At 66.4% G+C, this 16597-nt stretch carries 17 protein-coding genes and 1 pseudogene; 9 read left to right on the top strand and 9 right to left on the bottom strand.

Annotated features, from left to right (window positions below; all coding sequences use genetic code 11):
* The 5 genes and pseudogenes from ACPYOD_RS08240 to ACPYOD_RS08220 all read right to left on the bottom strand — a co-directional run.
* Window positions 1-143, bottom strand: a pseudogene (locus ACPYOD_RS08240) (ABC transporter permease); the annotation flags it as partial.
* The gene (locus ACPYOD_RS08235; protein WP_481301251.1) at window positions 140-1075 is read right to left on the bottom strand and encodes an ABC transporter ATP-binding protein; all 936 of its coding nucleotides are present in this window, start codon (window positions 1073-1075) and stop codon (window positions 140-142) included. The pseudogene ACPYOD_RS08240 and the gene ACPYOD_RS08235, both read right to left, overlap by 4 nt.
* A gap of 161 nt (window positions 1076-1236) precedes the next feature.
* Window positions 1237-2628, bottom strand: a complete 1392-nt coding sequence (locus ACPYOD_RS08230) for an SRPBCC family protein (RefSeq protein ID WP_481301250.1) — start codon at window positions 2626-2628, stop codon at window positions 1237-1239.
* A gap of 251 nt (window positions 2629-2879) precedes the next feature.
* On the bottom strand, window positions 2880-3521 hold the full coding sequence (locus ACPYOD_RS08225; protein ID WP_045829465.1) for a response regulator: 642 nt from the start codon (window positions 3519-3521) through the stop codon (window positions 2880-2882).
* A complete protein-coding gene (locus tag ACPYOD_RS08220; protein WP_481301249.1) occupies window positions 3518-4798 on the bottom strand; it encodes a sensor histidine kinase in 1281 nt (426 codons plus the stop codon). The genes ACPYOD_RS08225 and ACPYOD_RS08220 overlap by 4 nt, the downstream gene beginning before the upstream one ends.
* A gap of 191 nt (window positions 4799-4989) precedes the next feature.
* Between ACPYOD_RS08220 and ACPYOD_RS08215 the strand changes: the two genes are divergently transcribed.
* The 5 genes from ACPYOD_RS08215 to ACPYOD_RS08195 all read left to right on the top strand — a co-directional run bounded on the left by ACPYOD_RS08215 (window position 4990) and on the right by ACPYOD_RS08195 (window position 7984).
* Entirely contained in the window at window positions 4990-5583 is a 594-nt protein-coding gene (locus tag ACPYOD_RS08215) for a GNAT family N-acetyltransferase (RefSeq protein WP_481301248.1), read from the top strand.
* The gene (minC, locus tag ACPYOD_RS08210; RefSeq protein WP_481301247.1) at window positions 5580-6347 is read left to right on the top strand and encodes a septum site-determining protein MinC; all 768 of its coding nucleotides are present in this window, start codon (window positions 5580-5582) and stop codon (window positions 6345-6347) included. The genes ACPYOD_RS08215 and minC overlap by 4 nt, the downstream gene beginning before the upstream one ends.
* 35 nt (window positions 6348-6382) lie before the next feature.
* Entirely contained in the window at window positions 6383-7195 is an 813-nt protein-coding gene (gene minD, locus ACPYOD_RS08205) for a septum site-determining protein MinD (RefSeq protein ID WP_481301246.1), read from the top strand.
* 2 nt (window positions 7196-7197) lie between these two features.
* Window positions 7198-7470 (top strand): cell division topological specificity factor MinE, encoded by a 273-nt coding sequence (gene minE, locus ACPYOD_RS08200; protein WP_448100525.1) that lies wholly within the window; start codon window positions 7198-7200, stop codon window positions 7468-7470.
* A gap of 64 nt (window positions 7471-7534) precedes the next feature.
* A complete protein-coding gene (locus ACPYOD_RS08195) occupies window positions 7535-7984 on the top strand; it encodes a hypothetical protein (RefSeq protein WP_481301255.1) in 450 nt (149 codons plus the stop codon).
* A gap of 27 nt (window positions 7985-8011) precedes the next feature.
* Here the strand turns inward: ACPYOD_RS08195 and ACPYOD_RS08190 are convergent, their stop codons facing one another.
* On the bottom strand, window positions 8012-9280 hold the full coding sequence (locus tag ACPYOD_RS08190) for a multidrug effflux MFS transporter (protein ID WP_481301245.1): 1269 nt from the start codon (window positions 9278-9280) through the stop codon (window positions 8012-8014).
* Between the two features lie 113 nt (window positions 9281-9393).
* On the opposite strand from ACPYOD_RS08190, the gene crcB reads away from it, so the two are divergent.
* The 4 genes from crcB to ACPYOD_RS08170 all read left to right on the top strand — a co-directional run bounded on the left by crcB (window position 9394) and on the right by ACPYOD_RS08170 (window position 12855).
* Window positions 9394-9783 (top strand): fluoride efflux transporter CrcB, encoded by a 390-nt coding sequence (gene crcB, locus ACPYOD_RS08185; RefSeq protein WP_481301244.1) that lies wholly within the window; start codon window positions 9394-9396, stop codon window positions 9781-9783.
* 47 nt (window positions 9784-9830) lie between these two features.
* A complete protein-coding gene (cfa, locus tag ACPYOD_RS08180; protein ID WP_481301243.1) occupies window positions 9831-10955 on the top strand; it encodes a cyclopropane fatty acyl phospholipid synthase in 1125 nt (374 codons plus the stop codon).
* A gap of 143 nt (window positions 10956-11098) precedes the next feature.
* Window positions 11099-12541: an MFS transporter gene (locus ACPYOD_RS08175; protein WP_481301242.1), complete on the top strand. Its 1443-nt coding sequence runs from the start codon at window positions 11099-11101 to the stop codon at window positions 12539-12541.
* A 104-nt stretch (window positions 12542-12645) separates the two neighbouring features.
* Window positions 12646-12855 carry a hypothetical protein gene (locus ACPYOD_RS08170; RefSeq protein WP_481301241.1) on the top strand — a complete coding sequence of 70 codons (210 nt, stop codon included), beginning with the start codon at window positions 12646-12648 and terminating at the stop codon, window positions 12853-12855.
* On the opposite strand, the gene ACPYOD_RS08165 is transcribed toward ACPYOD_RS08170, so the two are convergent.
* The 3 genes from ACPYOD_RS08165 to ACPYOD_RS08155 all read right to left on the bottom strand — a co-directional run bounded on the left by ACPYOD_RS08165 (window position 12830) and on the right by ACPYOD_RS08155 (window position 16589).
* Complete coding sequence (locus ACPYOD_RS08165) at window positions 12830-13234, bottom strand: hypothetical protein (RefSeq protein WP_481301240.1); 405 nt, start codon at window positions 13232-13234, stop codon at window positions 12830-12832. The genes ACPYOD_RS08170 and ACPYOD_RS08165 overlap by 26 nt on opposite strands.
* 108 nt (window positions 13235-13342) lie before the next feature.
* Window positions 13343-14020 (bottom strand): basic secretory protein-like protein, encoded by a 678-nt coding sequence (locus ACPYOD_RS08160; protein ID WP_481301239.1) that lies wholly within the window; start codon window positions 14018-14020, stop codon window positions 13343-13345.
* Window positions 14021-14153: 133 nt separating this feature from the next.
* A complete protein-coding gene (locus tag ACPYOD_RS08155) occupies window positions 14154-16589 on the bottom strand; it encodes a GH92 family glycosyl hydrolase (protein ID WP_481301238.1) in 2436 nt (811 codons plus the stop codon).
* Window positions 16590-16597: the final 8 nt, after the last annotated feature.

Here is a 16597-nt window from a genome sequence, read left to right as displayed (position 1 = left end):
GCCAGGCCGCGATCGTAGAAATCGCCGGTGTAGAAGGTGAGCAGCCCCGCCAGGACCAGGAAGATCACCATGAAGACATATGCCACGGGCGTGACGAAATAGCCGCGCAGTTCGCGCCGTGCGATGGCCAGCACGGGCGTCATGCCTGTACCCCCCGCTGCTGCGTGGTGATCTGCCGGAACACCTCGTCCAGGCGGCCGCGTTCCAGCTGGATTTCCGAGACTTCCAGGTTCTGCGTGCGCAGCAGCGCCTGCACGTCGTCGAGGATCGGCTGTCCGGGCCGCGGGAATACCGTGACCCGACCGTCCAGCGGGTCGACTTCCACCATCGACACGTTCGGTATGCGCGCCAGCATCTCGCGCGACACGCCGCTGCCCTGCGCGCTGAACGACACCGCGCCGTGGTAGCGGGAACGCGCCTCCAGTTCCGCCGGCGTCGCGTCGGCGAGCAGACGGCCGTTCGCGATGATGGCGACCCGGTTGCACAACGCATGCACTTCTTCGAGCAGATGGGTGGAGATGAGGATCGTGCGCTCCCGCGCCATCGCGTCGATCAGCATGCGCACGGAGTGCTTCTGGTTGGGGTCGAGGCCATCGGTAGGCTCGTCGAGCATCAGCACCGGCGGGTCGTGCAGGATCGCCTGCGCCAGCCCGACACGACGGCGCAGGCCCTTGGACAGCGTGCCGATGGTCTGGTCCAGCACTTCCTCGAGTTCGAGGCGCATCACCACTTCGTCGAACCGGCGAAAGGCCACGTCGCGCTCGAGGCCGCGCACCCGAACCATGAACACGAGGAATTCCCGGATGGTCATCTCGCCATAGCTGGGCGCGCCTTCGGGCAGGTAGCCGAGCGCACGCTTCGCGGCCAGCGGCTCCTTGCGTACGTCATGGCCGCAGACGCGCGCCGTGCCCGACGTCGGCGTGAGGAACCCCGCGATCATGCGCATCGCGGTGGACTTGCCCGCGCCGTTGGGCCCGAGCAGGCCGAGCACCTGGCCCGGTTCCGCACGCAGGTTCAGCGCGTCGACGGCGGTCAGGGGGCCATAGCAGCGGGTAAGTCGTTCGGTCTCGATCATCTCGTCGAAGTGTAGCTGGAGATGGACGACGGAAAGTGGGGACGTGGCGCTTGCCCCGGCAGAACCGCAGGAAGAGGAAGGCTATTCGCGGATTCCCGCGAAGAACCAAAAAAAGGCCCCGCCGTTGCCGGCGAGGCCTTCTGGATCGCGATGCGCGAGGCTTACTGCGCCGCGGTGCCCGCGGGGGTCGGCGCGGTGCCGGCCGGGGCGGGCGCGGTGCCTGCCGGAGCCGGGGCCGTCGACGAACCGGCCGGAGCGGAGGCTTCGAGGCCCGGCTGCTTCATGCCGGCTTCCTGTTCCGGGGTCTGGTCCGGAATGTTGTCGCCCTGCAGCGGCAGGTAGATCTCGAACTTCTGCTCGTCGTAACCCTCGATGGTGCCCTTGTTGTTGACCGGGGCCTTCACCTGGATGTCGTAAGCGCGGTAGGTCACGTCGTCGAACTTGTAACCGTGCGTCTGCGAGTAGGCGGCGAGCATCTGGCGGGTCTGCGGCAGGCCCGCGCCGGTGCCGTTCCACTCGGCCTTCAGCGCCTTGCCGCCGAAGGCGAGCACGGCCTTCACGTTACCGTCGACGACCACGCGGCCGAGCTTGTCCTTGCTGCCCGGCGTGGCGCCCGCATCGGCGGGAGCTGCGGCGGTGGAGGCTGGAGCCGGGGCGGAAGCGGCCGAAGCGGCGTCCAGCGACGGACGCTGTGCCGGCGTGATCTCCACGTCCTGGCCGTTGATCTTCAGCGTGGTGCTGTCGATTTCGGCGGCCACGTCGAACGTGTAGTTCTGGTCGCCCCAGTTGGTGGTGAAGGTGATGCGCGGGCTGACGATGTTCACGCCCAGCTTCTTCGCCGCCGCCTGGATCTCGGCCATCGCCTTGTCCGACGCGGTGTCGACGTCGTCGAGGGTGCGCGGCGCGGTGGTGGAGACGAACAGCACCGGCTTGGCAGGCTGGTCGACGATCGACGGAACCATGTTGCTGTAGTCGATGTTGGGGATCGACGCCATCAGGTTCTGCAGGTTCGACAGGCTGAACTGGATCAGCGAGTCCGGATCGCCGTGGATGTAGAGGTTCGAGAAGCGGCTGATGAGGTTGAAGCCGTAGTTGACGTCGTACGACCAGTTCACCTTCACGAGCTTCTGGCTACGGCCGGCGCGCTCGAGCCTGATCGTGAACTTCTTCTCTTCGCCACGCCAGCCATTGTCCAGGTTCCAGACGATGGTGCCCTTGCCGGCATCGGAGATCTGGGCAAAGCCCGGATCGATGGAGGCGATCTCCAGCGAGCCGTCGCCCACCTTCGGGTCGGACGCCTTCCAGGCGATCTTCGCGCCCGGGCCATACGCCTTGCCCGACAGTTCGAACTGCACCTTCGGATCGAAGGAGCGCAGGACGGTGTAGTCCGGGAACCGACGGAAGTTGCTGAAAACGTCGTAAACCTGGCGCAGGTTCTTGCTGATGAGCATTTCGCGCTCGACGTGACCCGTCGAGGGCATGGCCACGCCGACAACGACGCCGAGTACGGCAACGATGACGATGGCGACAATAAATTCTAACAGACGCGTCATTCCACGGATCTCCGAACGTCTTACGAACAGGCTCCACACACGGCCATGGACGCCGAGCGGTCACCCCTGAAGAATCGGCCCGTGGCAGGGGTTCGCCCGCGCCGAAAGAGCCGATGGTACTTGCTCGCGGCGGCGAACGCCATTGGGTCGCCTGCCCTTTTTTTCACTGGTGCACAAGCGGATTTTCGGCCAGAGTCGCCGGCGTCTCGCCGTCTGGTCAGCCAGGGGTAAGGCTCAGAAGGCCTCTTCGCTCAGACAATGCCCAATTCGAGGGCCTTGAGAACCGCCCTGGTGCGGTCGCGCACGCCGAGCTTGGAGAGGATGTTGGAGACGTGGTTCTTCACCGTGCCCTCCGCCACGCGCAGCGAATTGGCGATTTCCTTGTTGCTGTAGCCGCCCGACAGCAAGCGGAGGATTTCCGTCTCACGCTCGGTGAGCGGATCGGGCTGCTCGAGGCTGGAGAACTGGTTCTGGATGCGCCCCACCCCCGCCAGCAGGCGCTGGGTGACCATGGGCGCCACCAGCGAACCGCCGGCGGCGACGGTACGAACCGCTTCCACCAGCTGGTCGAGCGAGACGTCCTTCAGCAAATAGCCGCGCGCGCCGGCCTTCAGTCCCGACAGCACGAGCTGGTCGTCGTCGAACGTGGTGAGGATGATGGTCGGCGGCAGCTCGTTGCGGCCGCCGAGGGCCTGGAGCACTTCCAGACCGCTCATGTTGGGCATGCGCAGGTCGAGCAGCACGACGTCGGGCCGCACCTGCGGAATCGTCTGTACGGCCTGGGCGCCATCGGCGCATTCGGCCACGACACGTATGTCGCCGGCCAGGTCGAGCAGGGAGCGGATGCCCTGGCGAACCAGGTTCTGATCGTCAACGAGGCAGACGGAGATCATGGATGATCCTCGGAAGGAACGGAGAGTTTGGCACGCGAGGCGGTCTCGGGCTCGTCGCCGGGGGCCGGATCGAATACCTGGCGAGGGGGCGCATGGGCGAGCGAGGGTTCCTCACCCAGCGGCAGACGGGCGGTCAGCGCGAAGCCCCCGGCCGGATCGGTGCGGAAGGACACGGTACCCCCGAATTCGGCGAGGCGCTCGCGCATGCCGTTCAGGCCGTTGCCGGGCCGGAAGTCGCCGCTGCCGCCGCCACGCCCGTCGTCGCGGGCGTCGAGGCACAGCTCGTCCGGACCCGTATGACGGAAAGTGAGCCAGAGGTGGCGCGCATTGGCGTGGCGCACGGTGTTGGTCAGGATCTCCTGCACGCAGCGCAGTAGCATCTGGGCCCGGCGAGGGTCCTCGACGCCGAAGCGCGGCGGCACCGTCAGCCGCACGTCCAGGCCAGGCACGCCCTCGGTCAGGCTGCGCAAGGCCTGGGTAAGGTCGATGGCATCGTCCTGGCGCAGCTCGCTCACGACCTCGCGCACGTCGGACAGCAGCTGTTTGGCCGTGCTCTGGGCCTTCAGCACGTGCTCGCGCGCCACGTCGTTGGTGAGGTGACTGGCCACTTCGAGGTTCAGGCTCAACGCCGTGAGGTGATGCCCCACCAGGTCGTGCAGGTCGCGGGCGATCCGCATGCGCTCGGCGATGCGGGTGGATTCCGCCAGAAGCGCGCGGGTGGCGCGCAGTTCGGAATTCAGGCGACGCAGTTCCTCCCGTTCCTCGGCCTGCTGGCTGGCGACCATCGAGGCCACGAACACCAGGGCGGAGAAGCCGAAATAGAGACAGGCCTGCATCAGGGCGTTGATCAGGCCCCACCCGGGCACCTCGGCGAATACCGGCACCAGGGCCACGTGGGCCACGGCCATCCAGGCGATGCCGAGCGGCAGGCTGACCAGCCAGGGCACGGCCGTGGCCACGATGATCAGCAGCAGCGCGCCCACGCCGCTCTTGCTCAGCACCCCGATGGCCAGCGCCGTGCCGGTCAGGATCACCAGCACGGCCACGCGGGTGGCGCCGTTCAGGCGGGCGCCCATCTGGTTGGTCAGCAGCCAGTACACCAGCCCGAAGACCAGGTAGCAGGCCGTCCAGGCCAGCAACGGCATGTCGCCGATCGCGCCCGGACCGCTGCCGGCCCGCTGCATGGACAGCGGCAGGCCCGCGCACAGGAACACGAAATACGTGGCGTAGCGCAGCAGGCGGACCAGGCGGACGTGGATGAACTCGGCTTTGTACATGCTCGCATCATAGGCTTTCGCGCGGCCCGCACCACCTGACTGAAGTCACGTGCGCGCAAGCGGCAAACATCCGCTTTTACAACGGTTTTACAAGCGCGGATCGCTCCCGCGCGCGACCGGGGCATGCCATAATGCCGCGCATTGCGGCGACCCGGGGGTCGTCTTCCACGAACACACAAGCGGAGCAACGAATGGCCCTTGCCATCCGCGACGTGCGCGAGCACGACCTGGATGCCGTGCTGGCACTCAACAATGAGGCAGGCACCGGCATCCTCGCCACGGATCTCGACCGCCTGCGCCATCTTTACGACATCGCGCACTATTTCCGCGTGGCCGAGCAGGACGGCCACATCCTCGGCTTCCTCATCGCCATGCGCCAGGACGCCGAGTACGGCAGCCCGAATTTCCGCTGGTTCCGCGCCCATTACGAAAGCTTCGTGTATATCGACCGCATCGTCATCGCGTCGCAGTCGCGTGGGCACGGTCTGGGCCGCATCTTCTACTGCGACGTGCAAAGCTATGCAGAGGTACGCGTGCCACTCCTGACCTGCGAGGTTTTCCTCGAACCACGCAACGACCAGACCGTGCTGTTCCACGGCACCATGGGCTTCCAGGAAGTGGGGCAGCAGAAGATGGACGAAGGTCCGAAAGTAAGCCTGCTGGCCCGCGAACTTCCCAGTTTTCCCTTCGTTCGCGAGCGCTACCTCGAACACGGCGGGCTGCCCGACGTGGCATGGCTCGCCGAACGGCGCCGTCCGGTCGACGGCATCGGAGCCCGCGCATGAACGCCCGCGCCGAATCCCTCGAAGCCGCCTGCGACCTGCGCTTCGGCCAGGTTGGCATCGCATGCGTGCGCCTGCGCCGCGTCGACGCCGCCGCACTCGTGGAAGAACTGGAACGCCGGGTGCGCTCCGCCCCGCAGATGTTCTCGCGGGCGGCGGTGGTGCTCGATCTTTCGCACCTGCCCAAGCTGCCGGACGACGGCATGGTGGACGCGCTGCTCGAGGCCATCCGCAGCGCCGGCATGCTGCCCGTCGGCATCGCCTACGGCACCGCCGAGACCGAAGCCCTGGCCGAACGCATGGGCTTGCCGCTCATCGCCAAGTTCCGCGCCCAGTACGAGCCCGCGCAGGGCGACGCGGCGGCACCGGCAGCGGCACGGCAGGAACCGGCGCGCGCCGCACCCGCTTCCGAAGAGCCTGCCGCATCGACCGGTACGGTCACGGCGCAGCACCATTCGGGCAGCACCGTGCGCTCCGGCCAGCAGGTGTATGCGCGCGACCGCGACCTCGTGGTCACGGCGGGCGTCGCCAACGGCGCCGAGGTCATCGCCGACGGCTCCATCCACATTTACGGCAGCCTGCGGGGCCGCGCCATGGCCGGTGCGCAGGGTGACGAATCGGCACGCATCTTCTGTTCCGACTTCCGCGCCGAACTGGTCGCGATCGCCGGGCACTACCGCGTGTTCGAAGACATACCCAGGGAATTCGAAGGCCAGCCCGTGCAGTGTTGGCTCGACAATGGAAAACTCATGATCGCGCGGCTCTAACCAGCCATCGTCGCTGCAACACTCGGAGACATCTCTTGACAGAAATCATCGTCGTCACCTCCGGCAAAGGCGGAGTCGGCAAGACCACCACCAGCGCCTCCCTCGCGACCGGCCTCGCCATGCAGGGCAAGAAGGTCGCCGTCATCGACTTCGACGTTGGCCTGCGCAACCTCGACCTCATCATGGGATGCGAGCGGCGCGTGGTGTACGACTTCGTGAATGTCGTGCACGGCGAAGCCACGCTCAAGCAGGCCCTCATCAAGGACAAGCGCCACGAGAGCCTGTTCGTGCTGGCCGCGTCGCAAACCCGCGACAAGGACGCACTGACCCAGGAAGGCGTGGAGAAAGTGCTGGACGAACTGGCGAAGGAAAACTTCGACTACGTCGTGTGCGACTCCCCGGCCGGCATCGAGAAGGGCGCGCACCTCGCCATGTACTTCGCCGACCACGCCGTCGTCGTCGTGAATCCCGAGGTTTCCTCGGTGCGCGACTCCGACCGCATCCTCGGCCTGCTGGCGAGCAAGACCCGCCGCGCGGAAAAGGGCGAGTCCCCGATCCAGCAGCACCTGCTGCTCACCCGCTACAACCCGAATCGCGTCGAAGCGGGCGAGATGCTGAGCGTGAAGGATGTCGAGGAAATCCTCGGCATCTCCGTGGTCGGCGTCATTCCGGAGTCGGAGAACGTGCTCGCCGCATCCAACGCGGGCGTGCCGGTGATCCTGGACGACAACTCGAACGCCGGCGCGGCCTACAAGGACACCGTGGCCCGCATCCTCGGCGAAGAGCGTCCCCTCCGTTTCCTCGAGCCGGTCAAGAAGGGCTTCCTCAAGCGCGTCTTCGGAGGTTGAGCATGGGTATTCTCGATTTCCTGAAGCGCAAGCCCGAGCCCAGCGCCGGCGTCGCCAAGGAGCGCCTGCGCATCATCGTCGCCCAGGAGCGCTCGACGCGCGGCGGCCCCGACTACCTGCCGCTGCTGCGCAACGAGTTGCTCGAAGTCATCCGCAAGTACGTCAACGTCGACGTCGATGCCGTGAACATCAGCCTCGATCGGGACAGCGGCCACGAAGTGCTGGAACTCTCCGTCGCCCTGCCCGACGGCAAGCCGGCCGCCTCGGCCGGTTGAAGTGACAGGCGACAGTCCGGCCGGCGCCGTTACGGCAACCGGCAGCGATCCCGCCGATGCGGTCATGCGCGTCGGCGAGGTCGGCTTCGAAGCGCCGCGCGCGCTGCTCGGCCGGTATGGCCTCACGCTCGTGGCCGTGGCCGACGGCGAAGCCATTCCCGGCAGTTTCTGGGGCGAAAGCGAGGCCGGCATCATCGGCACGACCGTCTATGCCCGTAACGACACGCCGGTCCATTCGCTGCTGCACGAGGCCTGCCACCTCATCGTGCTGCCGGCGGAAAAACGCGCGCTCGTGCACACCGACGCCACCGATTCCATCGAGGAAGAAGACGCCACCTGCTACCTGCAGATCGTCCTGGCCGACGAGTTGCCGGGTGTGGGTTCCACGCGGCTGATGGAAGACATGGACCGCTGGGGCTACACCTACCGGCTCGGTTCCACGCGTGCGTGGTTCGAACAGGACGCCAGCGAAGCACAGGGCTTCCTGCGCGAGCGCGGATTGCTGGAAAACTGAATCCACGCGTGCCGGCATGCCGCCATTTCAGCCAGGCTCGTTCCTCTCCATCTGCGACACCACATCCACAGCGGCGCCTGCCCTCGCCGATGCAAGACGGCGACGTTCGAGCTGGACGTACCAGATCCACCCACCGAGGCCGATCGAGCACATGGCGGTGGCGCCGAGCGCCAGGGTGAGCATGCTGCCGGACAGTGCCGGTGAAAGTACGCCGGCCACCAACGCCGTGACCAACAGGCTGAAGAAAGCCTGCACGGAAGACACGCCACCGCGCTGCTCCGGGAAACGGTCGAGCAAAAGCAGGGTCAGTGTCGGGAAGGCGAGCTGCACGCCACAGCCGTAGAGCGCCAGTGGCAAGGTGGACCACGGCACCCGCGGCGTGTCCAGGGTCAGCGACAACAGCAGGCTCAGCGCGCAGGACGAGAGCATGGCCACGTAGCCCCAGGTCACGGTGCGCGCGGCGCTCACCCTTCCCGCCACGCGACCGGAAATGAAGGCGCCGGAAACCATGCCCGTCACGACGGGCACGAACAACCACGGGAAGCCGTCGACCCCGAGGTGCAGGAGGTTGCGGATCACCTGCGGTGCCGAGGCCACATAGAGGAACAGGCCCGAGAAATTGATCGAGCTGGAAATGGCGAGCGGCCAGAACGGCAGGTCGCGGCCGATGCGCAGGTATCCCGCGAGGAGCGGACGCGGCCTGAACACCGTACGTTTCTCCGTCGGGTGCGACTCCATGAGGAAATAGGAGACGCCGAAGGTCAGGGCCAGCGTGAAGCCGGACAAGGCCCAGAAGATGCCGCGCCAGCCGTCGACACCCAGCAGCCACGCACCCACGATGGGAGCGATCGCGGGCGCGATGCCGAAGATCATCATCACCTTCGACATCATCCGCTGGGCTTCCTCGCCATGCATCGTGTCCCGAACCACCGCCCGGCCGACCACGATGCCCGCGCCGCCGCAGAGCCCCTGCAGCACACGGCACCCGAGCAGGAAGGCGAAGCTCGGCGCCATGGCCGCGCCCACGGAAGCCACGGTGTACACCGACATGGCGATCACGATGACGGGCTTCCGGCCGTAGGCGTCGGAAAGCGCGCCATGGAACAGGCTCATCGCCGCATAGGCCAGCAGGTACACACTGAGCAACTGCTGGAGGGCCACCTCGCCCACGGCGAAATCGCGGCCGATGTCCGGGAACCCCGGGAAGATCGCGTCGATCGAGAACGGCCCGATCATCGACAGGGCCGCGAGCAACAGGGGGAGGTAGCGACGCGGATCGCGGGTCGCGGAGGACATGGGCCGTGACGCCGTGCGGGGAGGAATCGCGAAATTATAGGCGACCGGCGCCGGCCTCGCCCTGCGGACGGCAAAAGCTCATAATCGAGTCATCGATCTGCAACGGGGGCAACGTGGGTTACACCGGTTTCCTGGCTGTCGGCGTCGGCGGCATGCTCGGCTGCTGGCTGCGCTGGTGGCTTGCCCTCGTTCTCAACCCGGTCTTCCCCACGCTTCCGCTCGGAACGCTGGCCGCCAACCTCACCGGCGGCCTCCTCATGGGCGTGACGCTGGGCATCTTCGACCACTTCCAGACGCTCCCCGTCGAGGTCCGGCTGCTCGTGGCCACCGGCTTCCTGGGCGGACTCACCACGTTCTCCACATTTTCAGCGGAGGCCTCCGGCCTGCTGCTGCGCCAGCAGTACGCATGGTTCGCCGCGCATGTGGCGCTCAACCTTGCCGGGTCCATCACGATGACGATCGCCGGGCTCGCGATCACGCGTGGAGTACTGAAGCACTTCTAGCCATGACGCCGCGCGGGGCGGCACCGAGGGTCACAAGGGATCAAGCGATGAACCACGATTCGTCTTCTCTCAAGGCACGCGCACAGGAACTCCTGGAACACGCCGGCGTCACCATCGGTGGCAACCGCCCCACCGACCTGGCGATACACGACGAGCGCACCTACGCGCGCGTGTTCGCCCACGGTTCCCTAGGCCTTGGCGAGGCCTACATGGACGGCTGGTGGGACGTGGCCGACATGCCCGGCTTCTTCACTAAGGTGCTCTCGTCGCACCTGGACGAGTCGCTGCGCACGCTGGACACCCTGATAGCGCACCTCAAGGCCCGTTTCCTCAACATGCAGCGCGGCGAACATGCGTGGGAAGTGGGCCGCCAGCATTACGACCTGGGCAACGACCTGTTCGAGGCCATGCTGGGCAAGCGGCTGGTGTACTCCTGCGGCTACTGGGCCCAGGCGGACAACCTCGACGACGCGCAGGAAGCGAAGCTCGACCTCATCTGCCGCAAGCTCCGGTTGCAACCCGGCCAGCGGGTGCTGGACATCGGCTGCGGCTGGGGGGAGGCGTTGAAGTTCGCCGCGGAGCGCTACGGCGTCAGCGGCGTGGGCGTCACCATCTCGCGCGAGCAGGCGGCCTATGCACGCGAATTGTGCAAGGGCCTGCCCGTCGAGATTCGCTTGCAGGACTACCACGAACTCGACGAGCACTTCGACGCGATCCTCTCCGTGGGCATGTTCGAACACGTCGGCGGCAAGAACCATCGCAGCTGGTTCGAGGTGGCGCGCCGCTGCCTGCGGCCGGGCGGGCTCGCCCTGCTCCACAGCATCGGCAGCAACGGTGCGCCCGGCAGGCCCGATCCATGGATCGAGAAGTACATCTTCCCGAATTCCCTGATTCCCTCGATGAGCCAGGTGGCCGCGGCACTGGAGGGGCTGTTCGTGGTCGAGGACTGGCACAACTTCGGCGCGGACTACGATCGCACGCTGATGGCGTGGCGGGACAATTTCGACGCGGCATGGCCACGCCTCTCCGCGAAATACGACGAGCGATTCCGCCGCATGTGGCACTTCTACCTCGGCTGTTCCGCGGGCGTGTTCCGCAGCCGTCGCGACCAGCTCTGGCAGCTCACCCTTTCGGCCGAGGGCGTGCCGGGCGGGTACCGCGTCCCGCGCTGACCTTGTGGGAGCCGCTTCAGCGGCGATGGGTACTCGACGCAGGCTGGCCCGCTGCCGCGGGATCGCCGGCAGAGCCGGCTCCCACAGTTGCAGCAGGCCGGCGTTGACGAAATCTGGCCGGTGGCTCACTTAGGGTTGGCGCCATGAATCTCGTGGAAACCGACGTCCCCGCCCGGCTCGACAGGCTGCGCTGGGGGCGCTTCCATACCCTCGTGGCCACGGCGCTCGGCATCACCTGGGTGCTCGACGGTCTCGAAGTCACCATTACCGGGTCTATCGCCGGGGCGCTCAAGTCGAGTCCCGTGCTGCACCTCAGCGACATGCAGGTCGGGCTCGCGGGTAGCCTGTACCTCGTCGGCGCGGTGGCCGGTGCCCTTTTCTTCGGCTGGCTTACCGACCGCCTGGGGCGGAAGAAGCTGTTCACCGTCACGCTCGGCCTTTATCTCAGCGCCACGGCGGCCACCGCCCTTTCCCCGGACTTCGCCACGTTCGCCCTCTTCCGCCTGTTGACGGGCGCCGGCATCGGCGGCGAATACGCGGCCATCAACTCGGCGATCCAGGAGTTGATTCCGGCCCGCTATCGGGGCCACACCGACCTCGTGATCAACGGCAGCTTCTGGCTGGGTGCCGCCGCGGGGGCACTCGGCGCCGTGGTCCTGCTCGACAGCGGCTGGTTGCCGCCGGAGATCGGCTGGCGGCTCGCCTTCGGCCTCGGCGCGATCCTCGGCCTGGGCATCCTGTTCCTGCGCCGCTGGATCCCCGAAAGTCCGCGCTGGCTGATGCTGCACGGACGGATCGCCGAGGCGGAGGCGATCGTCGCCGAGATCGAGAAGCGCCTCGACGCTCCTCCGCCGACGTCGGCCCTGCCGCGCCTGCGCCTGCGCCTTCGCCCTCGCGGCCTGACGATGGCCGACGTGGCGTCCACCCTGTTCCTCCGCTACCCGAATCGCACGGTGCTCGGCGTGGTGCTCATGGCCACGCAGGCCTTTTTCTACAACGCGATCTTCTTTACCTATGCGCTGGTACTTGGCCGTTTCTATGGCGTTGCCGACGCGCAGGTCGGTCTCTACCTGCTGCCTTTCGCCGCGGGCAATTTCCTCGGGCCGCTCCTGCTCGGCCGCCTCTTCGACACCATCGGACGGCGGCCGATGATCGCGATCACCTATGCCCTGTCGGGCCTCCTGTTGTTCGCCACCGCATGGCTCTTCGTGCACGGCTGGCTGGATGCCCGCACCCAGACCGTGGCATGGAGCGTCGTGTTCTTCTTCGCATCCGCGGCGGCAAGCTCCGCGTACCTGACGGTGAGCGAAAGTTTCCCGCTGGAACTGCGCGCACTCGCGATCGCCCTGTTCTACGCGTTCGGAACCGCCTTGGGCGGGGTCGCCGGGCCGTGGTTGTTCGGCACGCTCATCGGCACGGGCGAACGGGGTGCCATCGGTGGCGGCTATGCGCTCGGTGCGTCGCTCATGCTCATCGGGGCCGCGGCCGCGTGGTGGCTCGGCGTCGCCGCCGAGCGTCGTCCCCTCGAAGACGTCGCCAGCCCCCTGGGGACGCCAAGCCATGCCGACGGCCCCGGAGACCGATAGAAAGCGGCATTCACGGAGGTTGCTCGCCCGGACACAGCACTTTCCTTCCCGGCCGGCTAAAATGCCGTTCCAGTCATTCGACCGTTCACCAGGGAATAGAAGGCGTGCAGCAACGTAATTTCGCCGTATCGGTGGTCCAGCCTGGCGGCAAGGTCGCCATCGAGATCGAATTCAACGAAAAGATCCACGGCCTGTCGGGCGACACGCTGTGGCTGTCGCTGGAAGAGAACACCACCCTGGAAGATGCCGAAGCGCTGCGCGCGCTGCTCGAACGCCTCGGTCACCGCATCACGGTGACGAACGTACGCTCCTGACCTGTCCGGCCGCGTCCTTCACGGCCACTGCCAACGGCACCACACGCGGCAACAGCCGGTGATGGTTCACGCCATGCAGGTTCCCGCAGCCCAGGCACCGGCGCGCCAGGCCCAGCCCATGCCGCGCCGCGCGCGGAGCCGCCAGCAGACACCCGCAGACATAGCAGCCCGGGATCGCACCGCGATCCCATAGCCGTAGCCTGACCGTCTGGATGCCGGCTATCGCCAGCGCAATGGCAATCCCGGCCGCGAAGGCCCAGGCGGGCAGGTTCGAATAGAGCGACAGGATGGCCAGCTCGCCCGGGGCTGGCTGCACCGCCTTCAGGGCGGCCGCGCCAAGGGAGCCGCCCGCCAGTGCCAGCCCGGCGGGCAGGTACATCCGAAAATACATACGCCCTGTGTACGACATCTCACACCCCCCGTTCCCTGCCGGATCCTCCCGGCCAGGGGAGAGTGTCGCCATGAGGGTCTATCGATTGTGAACGTGCTAGATGGCCGGCGAGCGGGTGTAGCGGTTCCACAACGTGTCCAGGCTCGAACCGGTGATCTGCCGCCAGGTTTTCGCCGAATACGTGCGGCCACGCAGGGCGGCGTCCAGCTTCTGCACGGCGCCGGCATAGTGCTCTTCCACCCAGACCAGGAAGCGCGCGGTGACGCGGTAGCTGTCGGTGTAGTTTTGCCCCGCCTGGTAATCGGGAAGCGACCAGCCGGCCGCAGCGTTGTTCACGCCATAGCGATAGCGCGCGTAATCGGCGATGCCTTCGACGAGCCATCCGGGAATGTTCTGCTGCCCATAGTCCTGCACGATGTGCATGGACTCATGCGTGACCGTGTCGGTATCCGTGGGGTGCGCGATCATGTAGGTCGCGCCATAGGTCTCCGTGGCATTGCCGGTCGCGGCCACGCCGTCGTAAGCCGGGTCGAGCACGATGTTCACGGTGGCGGACGTGTCCGGATTGAAATCGCGCGCTTCCTGGGGATAGATGATGAAGAACGTGCTCACCATCGCATCGATGGTGGACTGCGCAACGCCCGAGTTCTTGTCGGTGACGTTGAGCGTGTATCCCTGCTGCTGGTACGTGGTGGTGGTATCGGCGAAGGCGGAAATGGCGAAGAACGGGAGAAAGGCGGACACGGTGACGGCTAGACGCTTGGCACGCTGCATGGTGGTGGCTTCCTCGTGGGGTGGAAGCCTGCATGATGACCATCATTGCTAGCGGCGTTTCGCGCGGCAGGTCACAGTTGCGGCACCCTTGCCAAAGATGCCTGCCAACCTTACGAGGGGCAGCCGATGAAACTCAGGCCTTCGCCGGCTCGCCGAATGACGGCGGACGGTCCGCCGGCGCCTTGCCGAAGTTCTCGTTCGGCGTCTCGCCCATGACGAAGCTGAGCGTGCCGCCGGCGGCGAGCTCCTTGTGCGAAATCCAGCTCTTCGTCCAGGGCTTGCCGTTCCAGGTCACCGACTGGATGTAAGGACGGCCGGCGCCGTTGTCCTTCGTCTCCACTACCAGCGTGCGGCCCTGGCCCACCTGAACCTCGGCGCGATCGAGGATCGGGCTGCCGAACACGTAGTTCGTGCTCACCGGATCGACGGCGTAGAGACCCATCGCACTCATCACGTACCAGGCACTCATCTGGCCGCAATCCTCGTTGCCGGGAAGGCCGTCGGGTTCGGGCAGGTACATCGTTTCCAGCAGCATGCGCACGCGCGCCTGCGTCTTGTGGTGCGCACCCGTATACGCATACAGGTAAGGCATGTGGTGGCCCGGCTCGTTGCCGAAGGCGTACTGGCCGACCAGGCCGGCGATGTCCGGCGGCGCATTGTCGGGCAGGATCGGATCGGCGTTGAACAGTCCGTCGAGCTTCTTCTCGAATGCCTGCTCGCCACCGAACAGCGCCATGTAGTTGTACAGGTCGTGCTGGTTGAGGAAGGTGGCCTGCCAGGCGTTCGACTCGGTGAAATCGCGCCAACGCGTCGAATGGCCGATGGAGACGGGATCGAACGGCTCGATCCAGCTGCCATCTTCCGCGCGAGGACGTACGAACTGCATGTCCTTGTCGAACACGTTGGCATAGTTCTTCGACTGCTTGCGCAGCAACTCGGCGTCCTCGACATGACCGAGTGCCTCGGCCATATGCGCGACCGCCCAGTCGTCATAGGCGTATTCCAGCGTCTTGCTGACCGCCTCGCCTTCCTTGTCGCTGGGGATATAGCCGAGCTTGCGGTAATAGGTCAGGCCGAAATAGTCGTCCTGCAGCGCGCGGCGGCGCATAACCGGCCACGCCTTCGCATAGTCGATGCCGGTGAACCCCTTGGCCTGCGCCTCGGCGAGCACCACGGCTGAGTGGTAGCCGACCATGCACACCGTTTCGATGCCTTGCAGCGGCCATACGGGCGCGCCGCTCGGGCTTTCCACAGCGTTGCGCACGATGCCGTCGACGAGGTCGGGCACGCGATCGGCCTGGTACAGCGTGAGCAGTGGATGCTCCGCACGGTAGGTGTCCCACAACGAATAGGTGCTGTAGTTGTGCCGCCCTTCCGGCAGCGTGTGCACCGCCTTGTCCATGCCGCGGTAGCGGCCGTCGATGTCGCTGAAGACGGTGGGTGCGAGCATCGTGTGGTAAAGCGAACTGTAGAACGTGCGCTTGATCTTGTCGGAGGTGGAGTCGATACGAATCTTCGAGAGTTCGCGCTCCCATTCCGCTTCGGCCGACGCGCGTATGCCGTCGAAGTCCCACGCGGGCATTTCGCCGTCGAGGTTGCGCATGGCGCCGTCGATGTCCACGCCCGAGATGCCCACCTTCACCAGCAGCGGCTCCGACGAGGCCTTGTCGAAATGCAGTGCGGCCTTGAGGTGGTCACCCTTGGCGGTGGTGCTGCCCTTCGGCAGCGCCTTGTCGTCCGCATAGAGCGTGGCGCTCGATATGGGACGGGAAACCTTCATGGCGAAGTAGATGACGCGTCCGCTGGCCCACTGCCATACGCGACGGCCGCCCACGAGCGTGTCGTTGCCGACCAGGGTGAGTTCGGCATCGGTGACCTTCGCCGGCTTGTCCATGGCGTCGGCGAAGCCGTGCGTGAGGTCGACGAGCAGGTGCGCATCGCCGTCCTTGCCGAACGTGTAGCGATGCATGCCGGCACGGAGCGTGGCGGTGAGCTCGGCCAGGATATCGAAGCGGGTGAGCTTGGCGCGGTAATACCCGGGATGGGCCTGCTCGCCGGTGTAGTGCGAACGGTAGCCCTTCACGCCGGTCTTGTAGCCCTTCGGCGCCTTGTCGCCGCTCACCTTCTGCGCGTCGAAGCGCGACACGTAGTTCACGCCGTCATAGTCGCGATCGCCTGGCTGGAGCAGCACCGGGCCCATCGAGGGCATGACCAGGAAGTCGAGCATGTCGGCTGCGCCGGTGCCCGACAGATGGGTATGCGAGAAGCCCATGATCGAACCGTCGCCCTGGTGGTAGCCGGACGAGCCGTCCCATTGGGCGTTGTACGTGTCGGGGCTGAGCTGCACCATGCCGAACGGCCGCGTCGCACCGGGATAGGTGTGACCGTGGCCGCCCGTGCCGACGAAGACGTCGACGTAACGCAGGACCCCCGCCCCGGCAGTGCCGCCACCGGGAGCGGGGGCTTTCAGGCCTTCCTGCACGCCATCGGCCAGCGCGGTGAGGGAGCCGAGCTGACCGATGGCCGCGACGGCGGCCATCCCTTGCAGAAAACGTCGACGGGTAACCATGAATCGCT

It is taken from the genome of Luteibacter sp. HAY1-4A (assembly GCF_056755355.1).
The sequence above is the reverse complement of the archived record's forward strand: the minus strand, read 5'-3'. Positions and strand labels throughout refer to the sequence as shown.

Coding starts and splice junctions, on each gene's coding strand:
- ACPYOD_RS08235 (WP_481301251.1), bottom strand. CDS start 1,075: ATGATCGAGACCGAACGACTTACCCGCTGCTATGGCCCCCTGACCGCC.
- ACPYOD_RS08230 (WP_481301250.1), bottom strand. CDS start 2,628: ATGACGCGTCTGTTAGAATTTATTGTCGCCATCGTCATCGTTGCCGTA.
- ACPYOD_RS08225 (WP_045829465.1), bottom strand. CDS start 3,521: ATGATCTCCGTCTGCCTCGTTGACGATCAGAACCTGGTTCGCCAGGGC.
- ACPYOD_RS08220 (WP_481301249.1), bottom strand. CDS start 4,798: ATGTACAAAGCCGAGTTCATCCACGTCCGCCTGGTCCGCCTGCTGCGC.
- ACPYOD_RS08215 (WP_481301248.1), top strand. CDS start 4,990: ATGGCCCTTGCCATCCGCGACGTGCGCGAGCACGACCTGGATGCCGTG.
- minC (WP_481301247.1), top strand. CDS start 5,580: ATGAACGCCCGCGCCGAATCCCTCGAAGCCGCCTGCGACCTGCGCTTC.
- minE (WP_448100525.1), top strand. CDS start 7,198: ATGGGTATTCTCGATTTCCTGAAGCGCAAGCCCGAGCCCAGCGCCGGC.
- ACPYOD_RS08195 (WP_481301255.1), top strand. CDS start 7,535: ATGCGCGTCGGCGAGGTCGGCTTCGAAGCGCCGCGCGCGCTGCTCGGC.
- ACPYOD_RS08190 (WP_481301245.1), bottom strand. CDS start 9,280: ATGTCCTCCGCGACCCGCGATCCGCGTCGCTACCTCCCCCTGTTGCTC.
- cfa (WP_481301243.1), top strand. CDS start 9,831: ATGAACCACGATTCGTCTTCTCTCAAGGCACGCGCACAGGAACTCCTG.
- ACPYOD_RS08175 (WP_481301242.1), top strand. CDS start 11,099: ATGAATCTCGTGGAAACCGACGTCCCCGCCCGGCTCGACAGGCTGCGC.
- ACPYOD_RS08165 (WP_481301240.1), bottom strand. CDS start 13,234: ATGTACCTGCCCGCCGGGCTGGCACTGGCGGGCGGCTCCCTTGGCGCG.
- ACPYOD_RS08160 (WP_481301239.1), bottom strand. CDS start 14,020: ATGCAGCGTGCCAAGCGTCTAGCCGTCACCGTGTCCGCCTTTCTCCCG.
- ACPYOD_RS08155 (WP_481301238.1), bottom strand. CDS start 16,589: ATGGTTACCCGTCGACGTTTTCTGCAAGGGATGGCCGCCGTCGCGGCC.